This is a genomic window from Flavobacterium sp. KH_001, from assembly GCF_057840745.1.
In genome coordinates, this window is record NZ_CM174520.1 from 1,645,671 (window position 1) to 1,667,379 (window position 21,709).

21 protein-coding genes are annotated in these 21,709 nt (G+C 33.1%); 4 read left to right on the plus strand and 17 right to left on the minus strand.

The features are described 5' to 3' along the window. Positions 1–5: 5 nt before the first annotated feature. From mrdA to purH, 5 genes are all read right to left on the minus strand, one after another. Complete coding sequence (mrdA, locus tag AC3ITQ_RS07260; RefSeq protein WP_489237671.1) at positions 6–1,970, minus strand: penicillin-binding protein 2; 1,965 nt, start codon at positions 1,968–1,970, stop codon at positions 6–8. Then, a complete protein-coding gene (locus tag AC3ITQ_RS07265) occupies positions 1,967–2,473 on the minus strand; it encodes a hypothetical protein (protein WP_026983889.1) in 507 nt (168 codons plus the stop codon). Before AC3ITQ_RS07265 ends, mrdA begins: the two co-directional genes overlap by 4 nt. After that, on the minus strand, positions 2,466–3,290 hold the full coding sequence (mreC, locus tag AC3ITQ_RS07270) for a rod shape-determining protein MreC (protein WP_375034539.1): 825 nt from the start codon (positions 3,288–3,290) through the stop codon (positions 2,466–2,468). The genes AC3ITQ_RS07265 and mreC overlap by 8 nt, the downstream gene beginning before the upstream one ends. Before the next feature lie 110 nt (positions 3,291–3,400). Continuing rightward, positions 3,401–4,429, minus strand: coding sequence for a rod shape-determining protein (locus tag AC3ITQ_RS07275; RefSeq protein WP_026983887.1), 1,029 nt, complete (start codon positions 4,427–4,429; stop codon positions 3,401–3,403). A 55-nt stretch (positions 4,430–4,484) separates the two neighbouring features. Further along, the gene (gene purH / locus AC3ITQ_RS07280; RefSeq protein WP_489237674.1) at positions 4,485–6,011 is read right to left on the minus strand and encodes a bifunctional phosphoribosylaminoimidazolecarboxamide formyltransferase/IMP cyclohydrolase; all 1,527 of its coding nucleotides are present in this window, start codon (positions 6,009–6,011) and stop codon (positions 4,485–4,487) included. A 165-nt stretch (positions 6,012–6,176) separates the two neighbouring features. On the opposite strand from purH, the gene AC3ITQ_RS07285 reads away from it, so the two are divergent. After that, the gene (locus tag AC3ITQ_RS07285; protein WP_489237676.1) at positions 6,177–7,424 is read left to right on the plus strand and encodes an ABC transporter permease; all 1,248 of its coding nucleotides are present in this window, start codon (positions 6,177–6,179) and stop codon (positions 7,422–7,424) included. Between the two features lie 85 nt (positions 7,425–7,509). Next, on the plus strand, positions 7,510–8,397 hold the full coding sequence (locus AC3ITQ_RS07290) for a cupin-like domain-containing protein (RefSeq protein WP_489237677.1): 888 nt from the start codon (positions 7,510–7,512) through the stop codon (positions 8,395–8,397). A 37-nt stretch (positions 8,398–8,434) separates the two neighbouring features. Here the strand turns inward: AC3ITQ_RS07290 and AC3ITQ_RS07295 are convergent, their stop codons facing one another. From AC3ITQ_RS07295 to tamL, 4 genes are all read right to left on the minus strand, one after another. Further along, a complete protein-coding gene (locus AC3ITQ_RS07295; protein ID WP_489237679.1) occupies positions 8,435–9,010 on the minus strand; it encodes a hypothetical protein in 576 nt (191 codons plus the stop codon). A gap of 83 nt (positions 9,011–9,093) precedes the next feature. Next, positions 9,094–9,948: an acetyl-CoA carboxylase, carboxyltransferase subunit beta gene (gene accD / locus AC3ITQ_RS07300; RefSeq protein WP_026983883.1), complete on the minus strand. Its 855-nt coding sequence runs from the start codon at positions 9,946–9,948 to the stop codon at positions 9,094–9,096. Positions 9,949–10,022: 74 nt separating this feature from the next. Then, complete coding sequence (fbaA, locus tag AC3ITQ_RS07305; RefSeq protein ID WP_489237680.1) at positions 10,023–11,090, minus strand: class II fructose-bisphosphate aldolase; 1,068 nt, start codon at positions 11,088–11,090, stop codon at positions 10,023–10,025. A gap of 59 nt (positions 11,091–11,149) precedes the next feature. Further along, positions 11,150–13,705, minus strand: coding sequence for a translocation and assembly module lipoprotein TamL (gene tamL / locus AC3ITQ_RS07310; RefSeq protein ID WP_489237682.1), 2,556 nt, complete (start codon positions 13,703–13,705; stop codon positions 11,150–11,152). 37 nt (positions 13,706–13,742) lie between these two features. Here tamL and AC3ITQ_RS07315 point away from each other — a divergent pair, with 37 nt between their 5' ends. Then, entirely contained in the window at positions 13,743–14,471 is a 729-nt protein-coding gene (locus tag AC3ITQ_RS07315) for a TrmH family RNA methyltransferase (protein ID WP_489237684.1), read from the plus strand. A gap of 9 nt (positions 14,472–14,480) precedes the next feature. Here the strand turns inward: AC3ITQ_RS07315 and porT are convergent, their stop codons facing one another. The 4 genes from porT to AC3ITQ_RS07335 all read right to left on the minus strand — a co-directional run bounded on the left by porT (position 14,481) and on the right by AC3ITQ_RS07335 (position 17,353). After that, positions 14,481–15,194 (minus strand): type IX secretion/gliding motility protein PorT/SprT, encoded by a 714-nt coding sequence (porT, locus tag AC3ITQ_RS07320; protein WP_489237686.1) that lies wholly within the window; start codon positions 15,192–15,194, stop codon positions 14,481–14,483. 1 nt (position 15,195) lies between these two features. Then, positions 15,196–15,927: a bifunctional demethylmenaquinone methyltransferase/2-methoxy-6-polyprenyl-1,4-benzoquinol methylase UbiE gene (ubiE, locus tag AC3ITQ_RS07325; RefSeq protein ID WP_375034547.1), complete on the minus strand. Its 732-nt coding sequence runs from the start codon at positions 15,925–15,927 to the stop codon at positions 15,196–15,198. A 586-nt stretch (positions 15,928–16,513) separates the two neighbouring features. Continuing rightward, positions 16,514–16,996: a dihydrofolate reductase gene (locus tag AC3ITQ_RS07330; RefSeq protein ID WP_489237688.1), complete on the minus strand. Its 483-nt coding sequence runs from the start codon at positions 16,994–16,996 to the stop codon at positions 16,514–16,516. A 12-nt stretch (positions 16,997–17,008) separates the two neighbouring features. Beyond that, the gene (locus tag AC3ITQ_RS07335; RefSeq protein WP_489237690.1) at positions 17,009–17,353 is read right to left on the minus strand and encodes a 2TM domain-containing protein; all 345 of its coding nucleotides are present in this window, start codon (positions 17,351–17,353) and stop codon (positions 17,009–17,011) included. 247 nt (positions 17,354–17,600) lie between these two features. Here AC3ITQ_RS07335 and AC3ITQ_RS07340 point away from each other — a divergent pair, with 247 nt between their 5' ends. Continuing rightward, positions 17,601–17,897, plus strand: coding sequence for an isoamylase early set domain-containing protein (locus AC3ITQ_RS07340; RefSeq protein ID WP_026983875.1), 297 nt, complete (start codon positions 17,601–17,603; stop codon positions 17,895–17,897). Positions 17,898–17,927: 30 nt separating this feature from the next. Here the strand turns inward: AC3ITQ_RS07340 and AC3ITQ_RS07345 are convergent, their stop codons facing one another. The 4 genes from AC3ITQ_RS07345 to AC3ITQ_RS07360 form a co-directional block, all read right to left on the minus strand. After that, on the minus strand, positions 17,928–18,779 hold the full coding sequence (locus AC3ITQ_RS07345; protein ID WP_194658136.1) for a thymidylate synthase: 852 nt from the start codon (positions 18,777–18,779) through the stop codon (positions 17,928–17,930). Positions 18,780–18,854: 75 nt separating this feature from the next. Beyond that, positions 18,855–19,478 (minus strand): bifunctional nuclease family protein, encoded by a 624-nt coding sequence (locus tag AC3ITQ_RS07350; protein WP_056190192.1) that lies wholly within the window; start codon positions 19,476–19,478, stop codon positions 18,855–18,857. A 164-nt stretch (positions 19,479–19,642) separates the two neighbouring features. Next, a complete protein-coding gene (locus AC3ITQ_RS07355; protein WP_489237693.1) occupies positions 19,643–20,611 on the minus strand; it encodes an electron transfer flavoprotein subunit alpha/FixB family protein in 969 nt (322 codons plus the stop codon). 76 nt (positions 20,612–20,687) lie between these two features. Further along, a complete protein-coding gene (locus tag AC3ITQ_RS07360; protein WP_489237695.1) occupies positions 20,688–21,434 on the minus strand; it encodes an electron transfer flavoprotein subunit beta/FixA family protein in 747 nt (248 codons plus the stop codon). Positions 21,435–21,709 lie beyond the last annotated feature (275 nt).

The window sequence follows — 21,709 nt, forward strand, 5'->3', positions numbered from 1 at the left end:
CTTTGTTAGTTCTTTTTAGTGGTGTCTACTTTTGTTTTTTTAATTTCTGTTTTCGGAACTACTGTTTTTGGAACAATAATTTTAGCTTTTAAAACTGAGTCTTTTGGCGTTGATTCAATAGCGCTCGCTTCATTCATTCCTCCCAGTTTTGCATATTCAACAGCTAAACTTTTGTTTAAAACTCTAGTTTCCAAATCAGTTCTGGTGATCTTTTTTCTAAGATATTTTTCGATCATCAAACTGGCGATCGGACCCGCAACAGTTGCGCCAAAACCTCCGTTTTCAATCATAATGGCTATTGCAATTTTGGGATTGTCTTTTGGGGCAAAAGCTACAAAAATAGAGTGATCTTTTAATTTTGTTCTAACACCACCTATTTTTGCGTAGTTTTCAGCGGTACCTGTTTTTCCGCAAATATCAATTCCTTCTACTTTAAGGGCATATGCGGTTCCTTTATTATATACATCAAATAAACCTGCTATAACCGGCGGGAAATACTTTTTGTCAATAGTAGTTTCGTGTTTGGTTGTAAATTTTGCGTCTATTTTTTTGCCTTCAATCTTTTTAATGATATGAGGGGTATAATAATAACCTTGATTTGCAACTGTTGCCATCATGTTGGCTAGTTGAATAGGTGTCATTAAAACTTCTCCCTGTCCAATTGAGTTAGAAACAATTGTTGTACTTCTCCATCCACCATTTGGATATATTTTTTTATAGGTTTTAGAAGTTGGAATATTTCCTCTTTTACCTGTTGGTAAATCATATCCCATAAACTGGCCTAACCCAAAACTTTTTACGTGATCACTCCAAATATCTACAGCCTTAGCAGGATTATTGTATTTATTTATAGTTAACATGTAGGATTGCGCAAAATAGGTATTACAGGAATTATAAATACCATTGTTTAATTGATGCGGTCCAAAACCGTGGCATTTCATAAAACGACCTCTACCATAGCTAAAACCATGGTGACACATAAAAGTGGTGTGCTCATCAATTACACCTTCCTGAAGCGCCACTAAACCTGTTAAGATTTTAAATGGTGATCCTGGAGGATATTCCGCCAGAAGACCCCTGTCGTATAAAGGTTTTGCAATGGAATCGTGATATAAAAGTGTGTAGTTTTTAGATTTTTGTCTTCCAACCATAATTCCCGGATCATAAGACGGAGCCGTAACTAACGCTAAGATTTCACCTGTTTTTGGCTCAATAGCAACAATTCCACCTCTTTTGTTGATCATTAATTCTTCGCCGTACTTTTGTAGTTCAGCATCAATAGTTATATTGATGTCTTCTCCGGCGACAGCGATCGTATCATATTTTCCGTTTTTATAGGAACCTATTTCTCGGTTGTATTTATCTTTTTGAATGTATTTTACACCTTTTATGCCGCGTAAAACTTCTTCGTAACTTTGCTCAACCCCTTGCTGTCCGATTAAATCTCCACTATTATAGTAAGGATTTTTGGCAATTAATCTTTCGTTTACCTGAGTAATGAAACCAAAAATGTTAGCGCCATAATCTACCTCGTAATCACGAAGCGATCTTTTTTGGAAATAAAATCCATCAAACTTTCTTATTTTTTCCTGAAAGGCAGCAAATTCGCTTTTGTTTAATTGTGATAAAAACACAGAAGGTAAACGAGGGCTATATACTCTAGCTTTAGCAACTCTTTTTTCGTAATCTTCTTTAGTAATATTTAATAAAGTACAAAATTCTTCAACATTAAGATTTTCTTTAATGTCGCGAGGAATAACCATAATATCATAGGAAGCCTGATTGGCAACTAATAATTTACCATATCTGTCATAAATATAACCTCTTTCAGGATAGTCATACTGTTTTTTTATCGCGTTATTCTCTGATTTTAATTTGAATGAATCATCAATAATTTGCAGATAAAATACCCTGATCAACAGCAAAGATGCTGCGATAATAATTAAGGAGGGCAGCAAAACTTTTCTCATCGTTTATTGGGCTTAATAAGATATATTATTATGATTGAAATAATTATTGTAAAAATGGTACTAAATAGGGTTCGGAGTAAAATATCCCAAATAAATTTAAACTGAAACGCTTCGAGAGTAAATAATATTATGTGATGTAATAAAACGGAAACCAGTATGAACGAAAAACGTTCAGGTGTAAGAGATTCATTTAGTTTTATCGTTTGATACTCGTAACTCAGTCCAAATGAAAATTTAAAGATGTAAGGCCTGTAATAAGCGAGAATAACACATGCAGTAGCATGAATTCCTCCCGAATTACAAAACATATCCATCGTAAGACCAAGTAAAAAACTTGAAATTATTAAACCTGATCTGTTGCTGTTTACAGGATAAAGAATAATATACAGAATGTACGGAAAAGGACTTATGTACCCTAAGAAATTCATATTGTTAAAAATAACAATCTGAATTGCAAGTAACATAATGAATCGAAAAATATTGACTAACAATGCGCTATTCATCTTTTTCCTTGTTTTCTAAATTAATAAGTTCTTCTCTATCTTTACTCTTGATAACATATACGTGGCCTAAGTTTGTCATATCGTTGAATAACTTAACTTTTATGACATAATAACTTGTTCCTTCTTTTTTGTATACAATATCCACTGTGCCAATATTAATTCCTTCAGGAAAAATAACAGATTGTCCACCTGTGACAATGGTGTCTCCTTTTTTCACAGAAGCTAGTCTTGGAACATCTTCTAACTGAACAAATCCTGTGCTTTTTCCATTCCAGGTCAACGAACCAAAGTGATTGGATTTTTTTAGCTTAGCATTGATCTGTGATTTCATATTCAAAATACTTATCACTGTTGAATATCTTGGTGAAGTATTGTCTACCACTCCAATAATTCCTAAACTATTGATTACTCCCATATCTGGTTTAATTCCTTCATTTGCTCCGGAATTTAACGTAATGTAGTTTTCGTGTCTGTTATAAGAGTTGTGAATTACTTTTGAAACAATAATATCTGCAGGTTTTACACCTTTTATACTATCTGGCAACGGTAATTTGCTAGTGTCCTCTTTGTTAAAAAGGAGACTTTTTAATCTTGCGTTTTCAAGTACAAGTTCGTCATTTTCGGTTCTTAAATTCAAATATTCATTCACATGATTAATTCTTTCATAAACACCTCCGCTTAAAAAATTAGCCGAGCTGATTACTTTGCTTCTGTGATAGGAATGCGATTGAATTGAGAGAGCCAACGAAATACCTAAAAGCAGCAAAAACAGCAATCGATTACTGTTTCTTATAATAAAATTAAAAATTTGCTGCATTTCTTGTTTGGTTATTTTGTTTCAGGATATGCTTTTGGTTTCCAATTTTATTAGGGTCAAATCTGAATATTTGACCCCAATAAAAAATATATTGGTTGTTATTATGAATCTTATTTAATTAAGATACTTTTAAATTTTGCAATGTTTTTCAATGCCATTCCAGTTCCACGAACAACTGCTCTTAAAGGATCTTCGGCAATGTAAACAGGTAAGTCTGTTTTTAATGAAATACGTTTGTCAAGACCTCTCAACATAGATCCACCACCAGCTAAGTAAATACCTGTATTGTATATATCGGCAGCTAATTCAGGAGGTGTTTGTGATAACGTTTCCATTACTGCATCTTCGATACGCTGAATTGATTTGTCTAATGCTTTTGCGATTTCACGATATGATACATCTACTTGTTTTGGTTTACCAGTAAGTAAATCTCTACCCTGAACAGACATATCTTCTGGAGGGCCATCTAAATCTTCGATAGCAGCTCCAATTTGAATTTTGATTTTTTCAGCAGTACTTTCTCCCACAAAAAGATTGTGTTGTGTACGCATGTAATACACGATATCATTTGTGAAAACGTCACCCGCAATTTTTACAGATTTATCACATACAATTCCGCCTAATGCAATTACAGCAATTTCAGTTGTACCACCTCCAATATCAACAATCATATTTCCTTTTGGCTGCATGATGTCGATACCAATACCAATTGCTGCTGCCATTGGTTCATGAATCAGGTAAACTTCTTTTCCGTTTACTCTTTCACAAGATTCTTTTACAGCTCTCATCTCAACCTCTGTAATTCCAGACGGAATACATACTACCATGCGTAACGCTGGAGTAAACATCCTTTTTTTCAATGCCGGAATGCTTTTAATGAACATATTGATCATCTTTTCTGAAGCATCAAAATCGGCAATTACACCATCCTTCAAAGGCCTTATGGTCTTGATGTTTTCATGCGTTTTACCTTGCATCATGTTGGCTTCCTTACCAACAGCAATGATTTTGCCTGATATTCTATCACGTGCAACGATTGACGGACTATCAATAACAACTTTATCATTGTGAATGATTAAAGTGTTTGCGGTACCAAGGTCTATCGCAATATCCTCGGTCATGAAATCAAAAAATCCCATAAGTTTTTTAGGGGTTTAAAATGTTATAAATAATTATCGAACAAAGTTAAACAAATTAATGTTTAAAATGACGCGTTCCTGTAAATACCATTGCAAGATTATTTTCATTGCAATAATTGATGCTTAATTCATCTTTTATTGATCCTCCTGGTTGAATTACAGCTGTAATTCCGGCTTTTTTAGCTAATTCTACACAATCCGGAAAAGGGAAAAATGCATCACTCGCCATTGAAGCTCCTGTCAGATCAAATCCGAAAGCTTTTGCTTTATCTACTGCCTGCATCAAAGCATCAACTCTTGAGGTCTGACCCGTTCCTGATGAAATTAAAGTTCCGTTTTTAGCAAATACGATTGTATTTGATTTTGTGTTTTTACAAATTTTAGAAGCAAAAATTAAATCTTCTATCTCTTGTGTAGTTGGCTCTGTGATAGTAACGGTTTTTAAATGCTCTTTAGTATCTGTAATGTTATTTCTATCCTGAATTAACAAACCATTAAGACATGTTCTTACTTGTCTTGAAGGTAATTCAACTTCATTCTGAACTAATATAATTCTGTTTTTCTTTTCTTGTAAAACTGCAATTGCATCATCATCATAACTTGGAGCAATTACAACCTCACAGAATAATTTATTGATTTCTTGTGCCGTAGCTAAATCAATTTTAGTGTTTGCGATCAAAACTCCACCAAAAGCAGATGTAGGATCACAAGCTAAAGCAGCTAAATAAGCTTCACTAATTGTTTTTCTTGAAGCTAAACCACAAGCATTATTATGTTTTAAAATAGCGAATGTTGGTCCGTCAGTTTTAAATTCATTAATTAAATTTACTGCAGCATCAACGTCTAATAAGTTGTTGTAAGATAATTCTTTTCCGTGAACTTTTTTGAACATAGCATCAAAATCTCCAAAGAAAAACCCTTTTTGGTGTGGATTCTCTCCGTATCTTAAAACTTGTCCATCAGCAATGCTTTCTTTATAGATGGTTTCATCTGTATTGAAATAATTGAAAATAGCACCGTCATAGTGAGAAGAAACGTGGAATGCTTTTGTAGCCAATAATCTTCTGTTTTCTAATGTTGTTGCTCCGTTTTGTTCTGTGATCAAGTCTAAAAGTAAACTATATTCATTTACTGAAGCTACGATTACAGTGTCTTTGAAGTTTTTTGCACCGGCACGAATCAATGAAATTCCACCAATATCAATTTTTTCAATAATATCTTGTTCACTTGCACCTGAAGCAACCGTTTTTTCAAAAGGGTATAAATCAACAATTACTAAATCAATCTGCGGAATATCAAATTCCTTCATTTGTTGAACATCGCTTTCATTATCCTGACGGTTTAAAATTCCACCAAAAATTTTCGGGTGCAAAGTTTTTACTCTTCCTCCAAGAATTTCAGGAAATGAAGTTATATCTTCTACCGGAACTACAGGAATTCCAAGATTTTTAATGAAATCTTCAGTTCCTCCAGTTGAATAAAGTGTTACTTTTTGCTCGTGTAATTTTCTAACGATTGGCTCTAGTCCATCTTTCGAAAAAACAGATATTAATGCTGATTGTATTGTTTTAGTTGTGCTCATTGTGTAGTTATGATTTTCAGACTGCAAAAGTAGTTTTTTTAAATATTATTTTAAAGAAAATTAATGTAACATTATCTTAAAAAAAACTACTGATGAGTAAGTTAACTTTTATTAGGTTTTTGATTTTAATTTATTGAATTTTACTTTATTGAAAAATACGAAAATATGCTGCTTTATTTAAGATTATTAAAGGAAAGTCTGAGCTTTGCCATAAATGCTTTGCGAAATAACAAATTGCGTACATTATTGTCGTTGTTGGGTGTTACAATTGGTATTTTTTCGATTATCGCCGTTTTGGCTGCTGTCGATTCTCTGGACCGTAAAATTTCTAAAGATTTGAGCAGCTTAGATAAAAATACAATTTATTTAATGAAATTTTGCTTTGGACCTTCAGAAATTCCGCAATGGAAAAGAGAGCAGTTTCCAAATGTGAAATATGATGAATATATCGCTTTAAAAAATTCACTCAACAATACACAGCAGGTCGGTTATCAGCTTTTTGTAAATAGAGAAAGTTTGAAATATGATTCAAAAACTGTTGCCGATGTTAATATGGTTCCTTCTTCTTATGAAATGGTTGACATTGACGGATTAACTTTTGATAAGGGACGATTTTACACCGAATCTGAATCTAATTCCGGATCACCGGTAATTGTTTTAGGATATGAAATTGCGACTGGACTTTTTGGTTCTGATGATCCTATCGGGAAAAGTATTCGTTTGTACGGACAACGTTTTACTGTTATTGGCGTTATGACTAAAATGGGTGCGGGATTTTTTGGAGATAGTAATGATACATCAGTTTATTTTCCGGCTAACTTTTTGCGAAGAATGTATGGTGACAGTGATGCGATGACTCCTGTAATTGTTTTAAAACCTGTTAAAGGTGTCGATATGGATGCTTATAAAGCCGAAGTTGCACAAAAATTAAGAGCCATCCGTGGAATGAAAGCGGGTGAAATAGATAATTTTTTTGTGAATGTTCTTTCTGGATTTACTGATTTTATTGACGGAATTTTAGGTCAGATGAATGTTGTGGGTTGGATTATTAGCGGATTTTCTCTTTTAGTAGGAGGCTTCGGAATTGCTAATATTATGTTCGTTTCGGTTAAAGAACGAACCAATTTAATTGGAATTCAAAAGTCATTGGGGGCGAAAAATCGTTTTATATTGTTTCAATTTTTATTTGAAGCTATAATTCTTTCTGTTATTGGTGGAATAATTGGGCTTTTAATGGTTTGGGGGATCGCACTTGTTTTGACAAAAGTGCTTGACTTCGAATTCGTTTTAAGCTTTGGAAATATAATTTTAGGAACTACGTTAGCAGCCATAATTGGGTTAATATCTGGAATTCTGCCAGCAATTTCTGCAGCGAACTTAGACCCTGTTGAAGCTATTCGAACTGGGATGTAGTAAGTTTTCTTTTGTGTTATTAGTTGTGATTTTTTTAAAGGAGTAGATACTTACTTGGTAGGTAGCAATTTAAATCAATAAATAAATGAGCTTTAACTTAAAACCTGTCGATACCGTTGAGTCTATTTCTAGAGAAGATTTTAAAAAGAACTATTTAGATAAGAGAAAGCCTTTAATTATAAAAGGATTAACAAAAGACTGGCCAGCCAGAGAAAAATGGACAACGGATTATTTTAAAGAAATCGCAGGGGATATTGAGGTAAAACTGGTTGATAATTCTAAAGCAGATCCTACCAAAATAATCAATGCTTCTATTGCGAGTATGAAATTTGGAGAATATCTGGATTTAATAAAAAGGGAGCCAACACAGTTGCGTATTTTTTTCTTTAATCTTTTCAAACACAGACCTGAATTAATAAATGATGTGAAAGTCCCAAAGGAATTAATGGGAGGCTTTATAGAAAGCATGCCAGCCATGTTTTTTGGAGGTTCGAGTGCGTTCACTTTTTTACATTATGATATCGATTTGCCACATCTTTTTCATACCCATTTTGGAGGAAGGAAACATATTATATTATTTGACTATAAATGGAAGAAAAGACTTTATTGCGTTCCGAATACTACCTATGCTTTAGAAGATTATGATGTTGCCAATCCGGATTTTGAAAAATTTCCCGCTCTAAGAGGCGTTGAAGGTTATGAGGTTTTTCTGGAACACGGAGATACTTTGTTTATGCCAACCGGAATGTGGCATTGGATGCGCTACGTAGACGGTTCTTTTTCATTAAGTCTTCGTGCATGGGATCGATCTATAACACGAAAAATGCAGAGCGTTTGGAGTTTATTCATGCATGGCGCAGTTGATAGTGCTATAAAAATAGTTTTTAGAGAACGTTATGCGATATGGCGTGAGAAGCTAGCTTTTAAAATAGCTGAAAGAGAACTGAAAAAGGATTTGAAAAAGGCAGGGTAATTAAGAAACTTATTGTGGATGAAAAGTATTTTTTACTTTACAATTTTGGTTTTATGAATGGAAGTATTATTCTGTTTTGATTCCATTTAATATCTTCATAATTGTAAAATTCATTGTTTTGCTTGTATTTTAAAACTGTATCTTCTTCTTGTGTTGTTCTTCTTGTAGAAAAAGATCTTAGTTGGTTTTCATTTAAATAAGAAAGTAGAGCATTATTTTTTATAGTGTCATTTTGAGACGCAATTACAAGCATACGTTTCATTTCATTTCTATTTGCAACATTTTGTTTTATAAAATCAACAATGCTATTATTTGGAACTTTAATTATCTCAATTGGTTTAATGTTAAAGAAATCTGGAATTGTATCTCTTTCAGATGGAATGCAATGCCAAGGCGTATATTCTTTTTGATAAAAATAAAAATCCCCTTTTTGATCTATAATTAGATTGTTATAGGAGTAAAATCCAGAAGGTGGGGGTGGAATATTTTTCTTTTTTAATTCATTTAAGAATTTGCTCTTCTCGATGGAAATTACATAAGAAGTCTTCTCTTCTTTTTTGTTGCAATTCAAAAGAAGCAAGAAGACCACAAAACCAAAAAAAATTCTCGTCATAACAATCAAGATTTAAAATAAAGATATGAAAAAATCCCATTTGCCTTAGCGAATGGGATTTTATATGATTAGAAGTTTTAAAACTATCTAATTGTATTATTTTGAATCAAATCGATGTACAAGTTAATCTTGTCTTTCAATTCTTTTCTAGGCGTAATAAAGTCTAGGAATCCGTGCTCTAAAAGAAACTCAGCGGTCTGGAAACCTTCCGGTAAATCTTTACCAGTTGTGTCACGAACAACCCGTGGTCCTGCAAAACCAATCAAAGCACCAGGCTCAGAAATATTAATATCTCCTAACATAGCGTAAGATGCAGTTGTTCCTCCTGTAGTTGGATCTGTACAAAGCGAAATGTAAGGTAATTTAGCTTCAGCTAACTGGGCTAATTTTACTGATGTTTTAGCTAATTGCATTAATGAATAAGCGGCTTCCATCATACGAGCTCCTCCTGATTTAGAAATCATGACAAAAGGTAATTTGTTTTTGATCGCATGATCAATACCTCTTGCAATTTTTTCACCTACAACAGCTCCCATAGATCCACCGATGAATGCGAAGTCCATACAGCAAATTACAAGCTCTCGTCCTTTAGATTTTCCTACTCCTGTACGTACAGCGTCTTTAAGATGTGTTTTTTCCATTACATCTTTCAATCTTTCTGCATATTTTTTTGTATCCACAAAATGCAGAGGATCTTTTGATGTCATGTTTTTATCTAACTCAACAAATTCGTTGTTGTCGAATAAAATTTCAAAATAGGTTGCGCTTCCAATTCTAACGTGAAAATCATCTTCAGGGCTTACGAATAAGTTTCTTGCTAATTCGTCTGCATCAATAATTTTTCCAGTAGGAGATTTGTACCACAATCCTTTCGGAACGTCCATCTTATCTTCTGTCGCGGTCGTAATTCCTTTTTCCTGTCTTTTAAACCAAGCCATATTTATTAATTTTGTTGTTTCAGGTTTCAGGTTTCAAGTTGCGAAACTTGAAATCTGAAACTTTAAACTTTTACTTATAGCGTATTCACGTTATTCAAGTCTGCAAAAGCTTGTTCAAGTCTTGCGTTGAATGTTACTTCGCTTTCACGAACCCATCTTCTTGGGTCATAATATTTTTTGTTAGGAACATCAGCCCCTTCTGGGTTACCAATTTGAGATCTTAAATAGTCAAGGTTTTTAACCATATAATCACGAATTCCTTCAGTATATGCAAATTGTAAATCTGTATCAATGTTCATTTTGATAACTCCGTAGCTAATTCCTTCTCTGATTTCTTCAAGTGTAGAACCTGAACCTCCGTGGAAAACGAAATCTACCGGGTTATGTCCAGTGTTGAATTTGTTTTGAACGAAATCCTGAGAATTTTTTAATATTTTTGGAGTTAATTTTACGTTTCCTGGTTTGTAAACACCGTGAACGTTTCCAAATGCCGCAGCAATAGTAAATTTAGGACTTACTTTAGATAATTCTTCATAAGCGTAAGCTACTTCTTCTGGCTGTGTGTATAATTTTGAACTGTCAACATCAGAATTGTCAACACCATCTTCTTCACCACCTGTAATACCTAGCTCGATTTCTAATGTCATACCCATTTTACTCATTCTCGCTAAATACTCTTTACAGATCTCAATATTTTCTTCGATTGGCTCCTCAGACAAATCGATCATATGTGAACTGAATAATGGTTTTCCTGTTTCTGCGAAATGTTTTTCAGATGCATCTAACAAACCATCAATCCAAGGTAATAATTTTTTTGCACAGTGGTCAGTGTGTAAGATTACAGTTGCTCCGTAAGCTTCTGCTAAAGCGTGAATATGTTTTGCTCCTGCGATTCCACCAGCAATTGCGGCTTTTTCACCTGCGTTAGACAATCCTTTTCCTGCGTTAAATTGTGCTCCTCCGTTTGAAAATTGAATGATAACTGGCGCATTAAGTTTCGCTGCAGTTTCAAGGACTCCATTAATTGTGCTTGACCCCGTAACATTTACTGCTGGAAGTGCAAATCCTTTTTCTTTCGCATAATTAAAAATCTCTTGTACCTGATCTCCTGTAGCTACTCCTGGTTTAATATTGTGTGCCATTGTAATTTTTTTTAGTTGTTTTTAGGTTTTTAGGTTGCAAAAATAAGAATTAATTAGCATTAGAAAGGATAATTTATTCCAAAATTTAAAACCGAGTGCCCAAAATTGTACTCTTTGAACCAGCGGTCTCCCTTCTCATGTGCCGGATTATAAGTCTTGAAGCCTAAATCTAATCGAACAACAAAAAAGCTTAAATCGTATCGTAATCCGAATCCTGTTCCTAAAGCAATCTCAGCTAAATCGTTTACGTTGTTAAATTTTGCCTTCTCATCTGTAACATTATCGAGCACATTCCAGATATTTCCGGCGTCAGCAAAGACAGCTCCCTTAACATCTCCAAAAACTTTAAATCGGAACTCAGCACTTAATGCAATTTTCATATTCGCCTCATTAAAATCGTCTAAAGCATCAGTGCTTCCCGGACCTAATGAGTAAGGTTGCCAGGCGCGATTATCATTTGAACCTCCTGAATAATAACTTCGTGAAAACGGAATATAATCTGAGTTGCCAAAAGGAATCGCAATTCCGAAAAAGCTTCGAACGGCCAAAACTTTCTCTTTTCCAAAATCCCAGTGTTTAATATAATCGAACTCTGTTTTAAGATATTCTGAGTATTCTAAGTTGAATATTACGTAATTACCATTTACGTTTTTTTGAAGATTTGCTATATTTGAAACAGCAGATAGCAAAGTTCCAGCTGATTCAATTTTTGCTTTAAATTGATAGAAATTATTATCAGCAAGATCTTTTTTTGTTGTTTTGGTAAACGTGTAACTCGAAGCTAAAATAAAGTCATTTTCAGTCAGACGAACTCTTCGTTCTTCGATACTCTTTACGTCTTGATATTGTTCGTCTGCAGGTGTTAAGACAGTCTGTTCTGTTAAAACATCATTAGTAAAACCGGTCGTTCCTGTTGGGATTTTTAAATTTCCATCGTCATCGACATTGATTGGTTTAGTGTTGTATACATTTGCAATGCCATTTAATTCGTCATATGAAGAGGTATAAACATTAAAATAGTTGTCAGGATTTAAATTACGTACAAATTGGGCATTCAGTACTTCAAGTTTAACGGTATTTAAACGTTTAGGTGACCAATTATAAGATAATCCGCCGGTAAAATTTTCTTTATCCAAACCAATATTTCGTTGCTTTGAGAAACCTGCAGAAATACTTGTTGAAGGAATCATTCTTTTTGGAATAATTTTTTCGGTTCCAAAAGGCATTAAGATTCTTGGAAAATTAAGCTTAGTATCAATTCCGTATTCCGAAACATTAAAGAAATTATCATTAGGGTTGGCCATGTCTTTTGATGATCCAACATTTACACGTGCTGAAATTTCTAGTGTTTCGGCTCGGTTAAAAACATTTCGAATCGTTTCTGAAACACTGGCTCCAATTCCGAAATCCTGAATATTAGAATGTGTTACATCCAGAGTGGCTCCAAAACTATATTTTTTTCTTGGTGTCAGATAAACATTCGCAATTAAGGACTGCGCAGTAGAATCTCTTTTATCAACCTCATATTGTATAGAGGGGTAATTAAAAATCTTCAGGTTGTTTAAGTAACGTGATGAAAGTGTTGTTCTTGTGTCAGAATAAGTGCTTCCTTTATTAATAAAAATAGCATCCGTAATAGCGCGGGGTTTGTACTTTAGTTTTTTGTAACTGTACAGATTGAAGTTTTTATAAGTTGTACTGTCTGTTATTTTGCTTTTTGCATTAGCTGCAGAATAATCGGTATAAATATTTACATCACTTATTTTATACAATTTAAAAGGTTCAGATCTGCTTGAATCTCTTTCCTGGATATTATTGTTGCCAATTTTTAGATTAATGTCTGCTTTGTTTTTTTTGCCAATGGTATCGATATCAAAAGTAACATAAGTTGGTTGAAAGAAATAAGCACCGTGGTTTCTGAAATAAGTTGTTATACGGTTTTTTTCTTCTTCAAAATCAGAAGTTTTATATTGATTACCGGATTTTAAGACAGAAGGCTCCGGATTTGTTTTATATAAAGAATCTAAGGCGGGAGTTAAAATAGTTGTTCTGATAGAATCTAAAGTATAACCTGGCCCCGTAAGAATATTGTAATTGATTTTTGCTTTTTTTGGAGCAATGCTATCAATCGTATAATCTGTTTTTACATTGAAATAACCATTGTTGAAATAGTAGAATTTTAAACGTAATAATGTTTTTTTTGTTTTTGTAGTATCAATAATAACCGGTGGCTCACCAGTGTTTTTTAAGAATTCATGAATGCCTTTATACAAAAATGATTGCCCGAGACGATCGACTTGTTTTGCTGATAAAAATTTTGACTGACGCTCATACAAGCCTGGATTATTTTTAAATTTAGCCTGATATGTAGAATCCGGATTTAAATTGGCTAAATTGTATAAATTTAAACGCAATTTATAGCCTAGTAAAGTACCATTTGGTTTTTGATACATCTGATTTGATGCAGTTTCATCATTGGTGCTCTTCCCATTTACAAGAATATTATTTTTTACAAGAAGCTTTTTTCCATCAGGAACTCTTTTTACAGCATCACAAGCACAAATAAATATTGCTATTAGAATAAATGCTATTATTTTTGTGGAATTCTTTTTCAAGTGTTTTTAAATATTTAATTCAAAAGTACATTATTTTATGGTTAGTAAAAACCAAATAAAACTTATAACAGGTTTACATCAAAAAAAGCAGCGTTTCGCAAATCAATTATTTTTTGCAGAAGGAGTAAAGGTAATTCAGGAATTGTTGCAATCCAATTTTGAATTAGAACATTTATACACGACTTTAAATGATTTTGAGACTGTTCAGTCTTCAAAGCGCACTCTTATTAATGAGCAGGAGCTTAAAAAAATAAGTGCTTTGGCAACTCCAAATTCTTGTTTGGCTGTATTCAAAATCCCTGCCGAAAATAAAATAATCGACTCAGGATTAATCATTGCTTTAGACGATATTAGAGATCCTGGAAATTTAGGAACAATTTTACGTCTTTGCGATTGGTTTGGTATCAAACAAATCATTTGCTCTAAAGAAACAGTAGATATTTATAATCCAAAAGTAGTGCAGGCTACAATGGGGTCTATTGCCAGAGTAAATGTTAGTTATATTGATCTGAAAACCTTTATCACACAAACAAAATTACCGGTCTTTGGAACTTTTATGGACGGTGATAATATCTATCAGTCTAATCTGCCTCAAAGCGGAATCATTATTATGGGTAATGAAGCCAATGGTATTTCAGCAGAAATTGAAAAAATAGTAACCAGCCGAATCTCAATTCCAAGATTTGGAGAACTACAAAAAACGGAAAGTTTAAATGTAGCTACCGCAACAGCAATTATTCTTAGTGAATTTAAACGAAATAGTTAAGAATTTGTTTTAATGAAAAGTGAAATTAATTAAAATTGCTCTGGATTTCATTGAATCAATATTATCAGTGTATCCGCTCGGCTGACCTGGATTATCGCGAATTAATTCATCTGTAATTCCGAACATACCTCTGATTGAAGGAGAGAAAATAAAATACTCAGAGAAAATATCAATTCCAAAACCTAGTTCGTATGCTGCTGTCCACGGTTTTACTCTGAATTTACCCTCGTAGTTGTCTTCTTTAGATTTTGAATTGCTGGACAAGTTTAATGTTGTTGACATTCCTCCAACTAAATACGGGCGGATGTTTCCTGTACGTAGTGCTGAAAATTTCAATAATAACGGAAAATGAATATAAGTACTGTTTACTTCTCTTAAGTAATCTTTTTCTAAATCTCCAACTTCCGGGAAATATAAATCGCGTTTAGTATAATATAAACCAGGTTCAAAACGCAAGTTTAAGTACTCTTGCAGTCTTAAATCAGCTACAACACCCACATTGAATCCGGTTGTTTTTTTTACTTGAATATCTTGTTGTGGAGGAGTTTTGTAGTCAAATTTAAAATCAAAACTATTAAAGCCCAGGTAATAACCAAAATACAGGCGTTGTTTTTGCCAGTTTTCAAGATTGATTATAGGGTCCTTGCTAAACATACTTTTAGCAAATTGCGAATATCCTTTTGTCGATAAGACTAATAAAAGTAAGATTACTGTTTTTTTCATACTATTTTTTAGAAGCAGAATAAATGGTTGCAACTCCAAAAGTTTGAGGCATTGCCACAACATCTATAAACCCAATTTTTCTCAAAATATTGTTTAAAGCTTCTCCGTAAGGAAAAACAGCCGCAGATTCTGATAAGTAACCATATGCCGAATTATCTTTTGAAAATAATTTTCCGATTATCGGAAGTATATTTTTGCTGTAAAATCTATATCCTTGTTTATATGGAGTTTTATCAGGAACTGAAGTTTCTAAAATAACAAATACACCACCCGGCTTTAAAACTCTTAAGATTTCAGAAAAACCTTTTTCTAAGTTTTCAAAATTTCTAACTCCAAAACCAACTGTAATGGCATCGAAATAATTATCTTCAAATGGAATGTTTTCTGAGTCACCTAAAACTAAATCAATAATAGTAGAAAGGTTTTTATCTGCAACTTTCTTTTTTCCCACTTCAAGCATTCCGGCAGAAATATCCAGACCAATGATTTTCTCAGCCTTAGTCTGAGCCATTAAAATAGCCAAATCGCCGGTTCCTGTTGCGATATCAAGAATTATTTTCGGATTGGTATCAGATACTATTTTTAATACTTTTTTTCGCCATTTAATATCGATTCCAAATGAAATTACGCGATTCAAATTATCGTAGTTCCCAGAAATGTTATCAAACATTTGGGCAACCTGTTCTTTTTTACCTAAAGAAGAGTCTTTATATGGAGTTATTTTTTCAGACATTTTTTTTATTTACGCAAATATAATACAAACTGTGTTAACTGTAATTGCGTTTTTTAATTTGTAAATCAAATGTTTTAGAATAAGCTTTTTAAAAAATATCTGAGCTGGGTTTTTGACTCTAATCAAAAGCAGGTATTTTTATAAAATCACTAAATGTGGGTATTGTGCAATGCTTGATTTATGGCCACTTTTGCTAAAGATAAAATGATGAAATTTTAATGATTGATAGAATAAAATGACTTAAATCAAATGAATGCTTCTTTGCACTGGTAATCTCATTTGTTCTTGTAAGTAGTTTTGAAAGTATTGTTTTTAAACCGCAATACTATTTTAAATAGGTGCAAAATACGTTCTTAGGATTAAATTTGTTTTTGGAAATTTTAATTTTCTTGCCTTTAATATCTTAGTGGTATTTGTTATTAAGGGCTCTTTTTGGGATTTATTCTCAAATAACTTTAATGTTATTCAGTTAATTCAAATGTTTTAAACATTTGTGATTTTTACAAAAACTACTTCCTGAAAGAGTCAGATCGAAAAAAATCAATCATTTTAAAAAACATCCTTCAAAAGAGGATGTTTTTTTTATTTAACGTCTAATGTAAGTTTCATAGGTATAATCGTAAAGATGTTTTTCATCTCTAAAATTTTCTTCGGATTCAACTAGTTGCCAGTCGGTTTTATCAATTTCAGGGAAATACGCATCAGCATCAAAGCTGTGATGAACTTTGGTTATTTCAAGTATATCAGCATGCTCCATTCCTAAATTATAAATCTCGCCTCCGCCAATGATGTAAGAATCTTCATTTTCAGGGCAAACAGAAATCGCTTTTTCAATACTGTCTACAACAATGCAGCCTTCTGGATTATAATCCTTTTGACGTGTTATTACAACATGAACTCTGTTTGGTAATGGTTTCGGGAAGCTTTCAAAAGTTTTTCTTCCCATAATAATGTGATGATTGGTTGTAAGCGATTTGAATCTTTTGAAATCATTTGGTAAATGCCATACTAACTCATTATTTTTTCCAAGAGCATTATTTTCGGCAACAGCCGCTATCATTATAATCATGGTATTCTAAAACTAAATTTTATTATCGGTATTCTCATTTATTTTGGACTCTAATTGACTAATTCTTTTTTGCTGTAAAGCAACAAGTCTGTCAATTTGTTCTCTTTCCCATTTTTTATTCATAAATCTGTCCGTAATATAGACTTTGATAAAGTGTAAAATGAAGATGAAAAACCATATTGTAATGCCCCAAATACACCAGTTTTGATTTGTGTTAGCGCCAAAGCCAAAAAATCTGTTTGCAATAAATAAAAATAAACTGCCTAAGAGAAAAAGTACAAAGTGAAAATATAGGATTTTCTTTTGCCTAAGTCTTCTTCGGGCGTATTCGTATTGTTCGTGCACTTCTTTTTCCATAAGACAATTAATGAATAATGAGGTTATAAAGTTAAAATTTATTTTGAATTCATGGTGTTTTTGATCGTATAATATTTATGTTCAAAGGAATGCTAAATGAGAAACACGAAATTATTTGCACTTTAAATTGTTAATGTAGTTAAAAAAATATGCCGTTTTTGATATTATCATAAATCGATAAGGAGGTTGTTGAATGTTCAGCTGAATTTCTGTAATTTAGATGTATAAATCTAAAAACTAAATAGTTATGTCTTTAAAGAAACAATTTATCAAAACAAAACCAGTGTGTAAAGTTACTTTTTCTGTAGAGGCTAAAGATGCAAATTCGGCTGCTGTAGTGGGAGATTTTAACAATTGGAATCCGGAAGAAGGTGCTTTAAGCAAGTTAAAAAACGGAACTTTTAAAGCAACTTATGACTTAGTAAAGGATGCTATTTATGAGTTTAAATATGTAATTGACGGATTGTATGTAAATGATCCTGAAGCTGATTCTTATAAATGGAATGATTTTGCAGGAAGTGAAAATAGTGTTTTAGTTGTATAAAAAAATCCGCTCATTACAAGCGGATTTTATTTATACAGCAACACTTCCTTTTATGCCAGCATGAGGTTCATAATCTAAAAGCGTGAAGTCATTATAATCAAAATCAAAAATATTTTTGATATCCGGATTTAAAATCATTTTTGGTAAAGGTTTTGGCTCGCGGCTTAATTGCAACTCCAATTGTTCGATATGATTGTTGTAAATATGTGCATCACCAAAAGTGTGAATAAATTCGCCTGCGTCTAAATCACAAACCTGAGCGATCATCATAGTTAGCAATGCATAAGAAGCGATATTAAAAGGAACTCCTAAAAATATGTCAGCACTTCGCTGATACAATTGACAAGAAAGTTTTCCTTTTGTCTCGCCTTTTTCAATATCGGGACTCGAAACATAAAATTGAAAAAAGGCATGGCAAGGAGGTAAAGCTGCCTTGTTGTTTGCTACGTTTTCTTCGAATGATTTTTTTGTATCCGGCAGAACAGATGGGTTCCATGCAGAGACCAGCATTCTTCGGCTATTTGGATTTGTTTTCAGTTCGGTAATCAATTCAGAGATCTGATCAATTTCTTCGCTATTCCAATTACGCCATTGATGCCCGTAAACAGGGCCTAAGTCTCCATTTGAGTCTGCCCAGGCATCCCAAATTTTTACTCCATTATCCTGTAGGTATTTAATATTGGTATCACCCTTTAAGAACCAAAGCAATTCGTAAATGATAGATTTTAAGTGTAGTTTTTTGGTAGTAACCATTGGGAAACCTTCACTTAAATCAAAACGCATTTGGTAACCAAAAACACTTTTTGTACCTGTTCCTGTTCGGTCTCCTTTTTGGCAACCGGTTTCTAAAACATGTTTTACTAAATCTAAGTATTGTTTCATGATTTTTTTTGCTTTAAGCTTTAGGCAATAGGCTTTAAGCTTACTGCCTAAAGCTTATTGCTTATTGCTTTATAATTATCTTTTCGAGATTTCGTCTCTAATTTTAGCGGCTTTCTCATAATCTTCCTGAGAAACGGCCTGGTCTAAAAGTTCATTTAATTCCTGTAATGTATGTTTTGCATATACATCACCAGATTGATTGCTTTCTTCTTCGTGACCAAAAGTTTCCGGATTAGAAAGTACGTCATCAATTTCCTGAGCACCAGAATCGGTGTCTGCAGTATTTGATTTTAAATAAATTCCGGCTTTATCCAGTATGTTTTTATAAGTAAATATCGGAGCATTAAAACGTAACGCTAGGGCTATTGCATCAGAAGTTCTTGCATCAATAATTTCTTCGATTTTGTCTCTTTCGCAGATTAAGCTAGAATAGAATACACCATCAACTAACTTGTGAATGATGACTTGTTTTACAACAATATCAAATCTTTCAGCGAAGTTTTTGAATAAATCATGTGTTAATGGGCGAGGAGGTTTTATTTCTTTTTCTAAGGCAATAGCAATCGATTGGGCTTCAAAAGCACCAATAACAATTGGTAGTTTTCTTTCACCGTCAACTTCATTCAAAATTAAGGCATAAGCGCCATTTTGAGTTTGACTGTATGAAATTCCTTTTATGGACAATTTTACTAGACTCATATATGTGGGTAAAAAAGGGCAATTGATGCCTCATTTTAATACTTTTTTTGATTGAAAAATAAAGGTGCAATTTTAATCAAAAAATATGGAACAAAAAAGCTACCTAAAACAAAGATACGATTATCTTGTTTTTAGGCAGCTATATTTTGATAGAGAATTTTAAATTAAGAATGTTGTGCTTTAAAAGCTTTTAATTTCTCTGTTAGCTTAGGAACGATTTCAAATGCATCTCCAACAATACCATAATCAGCAACTTTAAAGAAAGGCGCTTCAGGATCACTGTTGATTACTACTTTTACTTTTGAAGAGTTGATTCCGGCAATATGCTGAATCGCTCCAGAAATTCCAATTGCAATATATAAGTTTGTTGCAACTGGTTTTCCTGTTTGTCCAACGTGTTCGCTATGAGGTCTCCATCCTAAATCTGAAACTGGTTTAGAACATGCTGTTGCAGCACCTAATACTGCAGCTAAGTCTTCAACTAATCCCCAGTTTTCAGGTCCTTTTAACCCACGTCCTCCAGAAACTACGATATCAGCATCAGCGATAGAAACTTTTCCTGTTACTTTTTCTACTGATTCTACTTTTACCCCAAAATCATTGTCTCCAATAGATGGGTTGAAATCTTCTTCAGTTGCAGATCCTGCACTTTCGAATATTCCATATGAGTTTTTAGCTAAACCAAGTACTTTTATATCAGTACTGATTTCTGTAATATTGAAAGCTTTGTTTGAGAAAGCATTTCTTTTTACCTGAAAAGGAGAAGTGCTTACTGGTAATCCAACGACATTTGAAGCAAAACCTGCGTTTAGTGCTACTGCAACTAATGATGAAAGGTAAATACTGTCTGTTGTAGAAGAAAGTAATACTAATTTAGTTCCTTCTTTTTCAGCAGCTTGTTTGATAACATCGGCGTAAGCCTTAGCTGTGAAACCTGCTAATTTATCGTTGTTTACTTTTAGAACTTTATCAACTCCGTATTTAGATAACTCGCTTGCATCACTGATGTTGACAGTCAAAGCGGTTACAGTAGTCCCTAAAGATTCTGCTACTTTTTTAGCGTAAGAAGCTAATTCAAAAGCAACTTTTTTAAATTTTCCTTCTGCAGATTCTGCATATATTAATATTGACATAATTTTTTGTTTAAAAGTTTAAAGTTTCAGGTTTCAAGTTTGAAAACTGATCACTAAAAAAACTGATTACTGAATACTAGATTACTTTAGCCTCGTTGTGTAATAAATTAACTAACTCATCTAAATTATCAGGAGAAATTAATTTCACTGCTGATTTAGGAGCTGGTTTTTCAAATTTCACTGCTTTTGTATTTACAGGAGCGTCAACTGGTTCAAGGATAGTTAAAGCTTTTGTTCTTGCTGTCATAATTCCTCTCATGTTTGGAATACGCAAATCTTTTTCTTCAACAAGACCTTTTTGTCCACCAATAATTAAAGGTAGAGTAGTACTAACAGTTTCTTTTCCACCATCGATTTCACGAACTGCTTTTACATTGTTTCCATCAACGGTTACGTTTGTACAAGAGTTTAAAAAGTTAGAACCTAAAATTCCTGCAATCATTCCAGGAACCATTCCTCCATTATAATCTAAAGATTCTTTTCCTGCAATTACAAGATCATAACCACCATTCTTAATAACTTCAGCTAGTTGTTTTGCAACAAAAAAACCATCAGTTGGATTAGCGTTTACACGAATCGCTTCGTTTGCACCAATTGCCAATGCTTTACGCAAAGTTGGCTCTGTGTCAGGTCCTCCAACATTAACAACAGTTACAGTTGCTCCTTGTTGCTCCTGGAACCAAATTGCACGTGTTAAACCAAACTCATCATTAGGATTAATTACATATTGTACACCGTTGGTATCAAATTCTGAATCACCATTGGAGAAGTTAATTTTTGAAGTAGTATCAGGCACATGGCTGATGCAAACTAATATTTTCATAAGTATATATTTTGATATTTATAATATGGTTTGACAAATTTAGAAATTAAAATCGGAATAATATACTATGCATGCATAATATTTTTTAAAAACTATTACGTTTTCGAAGATTATGGAATTTGAAAGTGCTTTTGTTAGACTATAAAATTGAAAATTCAGTTATTGGCTCTGATTCTTAGGAATTTTGCAATGCTAATCCGGTAGAGAACTGTTAAATTTGAAGTGCATGTGTACTAATTTTTGATTTGTTCCGTTTGAAGATAGAATTCGCTGAA